Annotated in this window: 3 protein-coding genes; 1 reads left to right on the forward strand and 2 read right to left on the reverse strand. The window is 41.3% G+C overall.

Going from position 1 to position 1,792, the window contains the following annotated elements; genetic code table 11:
• Positions 1-237: 237 nt before the first annotated feature.
• Positions 238-363 (reverse strand): YuiA family protein, encoded by a 126-nt coding sequence (locus AAEO50_RS20965; protein WP_341986327.1) that lies wholly within the window; start codon positions 361-363, stop codon positions 238-240.
• Between the two features lie 248 nt (positions 364-611).
• Between AAEO50_RS20965 and AAEO50_RS20970 the strand changes: the two genes are divergently transcribed.
• Positions 612-926, forward strand: a complete 315-nt coding sequence (locus AAEO50_RS20970) for an STAS domain-containing protein (RefSeq protein ID WP_341986330.1) — start codon at positions 612-614, stop codon at positions 924-926.
• Between the two features lie 86 nt (positions 927-1,012).
• Here the strand turns inward: AAEO50_RS20970 and AAEO50_RS20975 are convergent, their stop codons facing one another.
• Positions 1,013-1,495 (reverse strand): NUDIX hydrolase, encoded by a 483-nt coding sequence (locus AAEO50_RS20975; RefSeq protein ID WP_341986329.1) that lies wholly within the window; start codon positions 1,493-1,495, stop codon positions 1,013-1,015.
• Positions 1,496-1,792: the final 297 nt, after the last annotated feature.

Consider the following 1,792-nt stretch of genomic DNA (forward strand, 5'->3'; position numbering starts at 1 on the left):
CGCGGGTAGCCCGTGAGCCTCCTCGTCGCGTTCGCTCCTGCGGGGTCTCACATAAGCTACTCTTCCCGCAGGAGTCTTCGTCTTGCACTCCAATCCACCGCTGGAAAGAGCTAACATCTAACTATACATTCAAGAAAAAACCCGAGTTCATTTGCCTGCTAGAAGTCAAATGAGCTCGGGTTTAACTTAGACTAAAACACTTTTGTTCCAGACTCTATATAAGTCCATCATTACATTCTACTTTTGCTTCCCGCTGCCTCCGCAGCAAGGGCATGTTTCAGAACCACCCAACACTAACTGAAAGTATCCTCTTCCTGAACAGTATAGACAAAATTTTGTTTTCGTACTTGCAGTAGCTCTCATGATTCCCTCTCCTTTGATTTCTTAATTTTCTGATAATATATCATCTATCTATTCGATTGAAAAGGGACATATTAGAGGATGTACCTTTAAGAAAGCGAATACATTGCTTGTTATCTTTCAATATCTCTCTTTTTCACAAAGTTTACTGAATTTTTAAATAAATTATGGAAGCTCGTACTTTTATCTCCAAAACCGTATGTAACGGGGGTTTTCACGTACCTTGACATATCTGGGATAAAACCATTGCCCTGCCTCTTAAAGGAGAACTTGATCTTGAACGGGGAGAAATAGTGTTCAGCACTGTACTAGAAGAGTGTGTCAAAAGCCGTATTGAATATGTCATGATCAGTATCAGCGGGATAAGCAGGTTTGACGATAGTATCAAACAAAACCTCCAGAAGCTCTATGATTGTTTAAAATTGATCGGAGTTGAATGCATCATCGTCGGGATCACCCCGGAACTTGCCATGAGTATCGGCGAGTTTAAAGGCCTTCGTACATTCAGCGACTCGTCTACAGGATTAAAATGTATTATCGACCTTCAGAATAAAGAAAACGAATAACCTGAAAAAGAGTATCCGATGCACGCATCGGATACTCTTTTTCAGGTTATTCGCATACTTTGTTTCTTTTCTCAGAAAACAATTTGTTACATAAACAATTTATAACTCGTATATCCAAACTGCTCCCCGGGATTCAACCCTTCAATGGCCTGGTGGCGCTGGAATAAATCCCCCTGCTTTAACATTTCATGAATCATCACCGATGTTTTTCCATCCACCATCAACGCATTGGGCGATTTCCACTGCACATCGAATAGTTCGCTTTTTTCTATTTTTATCTTGTCTGAATCGATATGATTCAAATGAAAAATGATCATATTGTCACTGATTTCATTCCCGATCACACCGGTCCGGACACCTATGATTCCATTCACGGTCGTCGTAAGTCCCGTCTCCTCTTTCACTTCGCGAAGAACTGCTTCATCGACCGTTTCCCCTTCATCAACGAACCCTGCCGGCAATGACCACATGCCTTTCAATCCGCCGTACTTCTTCTTCACTACAAGCCAGTTTCCATCTTTATCTATAACGAGACCGGCAACAGCCAGCCACACCTTTTCCCTTTTCAACCTACTCCTCCTCTTCTTATCACACTTCTCTTTATTTTAAGGTACTACAGGATACGAAGATAGAAAAGTCATGAGGGGATTTTTAGGAAAGATGGTCTATAAGCCTGATTATGGACAAGACCCGTGAAGGAGGACTTGGATATCTTCCATTTTTTCGTTTTATCTGCCAGAAATTCTGTTTATCTGCCATATTTTCATTTTATCGGTTTAACCCCCTAAGTTTGGACACATACTTCACTATTCTTAGGGTTACTTAGTTTTTCATATTTTCTACCGCGCTTTCGCTTGCTGGCCTCA

The organism is Rossellomorea oryzaecorticis, assembly GCF_038405515.1.
In the GTDB taxonomy this organism is placed as follows: Bacteria; Bacillota; Bacilli; order Bacillales; family Bacillaceae_B; genus Rossellomorea; species Rossellomorea oryzaecorticis_A.

Bases quoted from the DNA above. Each gene is read 5' to 3' on its own strand.
- AAEO50_RS20965 (WP_341986327.1), bottom strand. From the start codon at position 363: ATGAGAGCTACTGCAAGTACGAAAACAAAATTTTGTCTATACTGTTCA.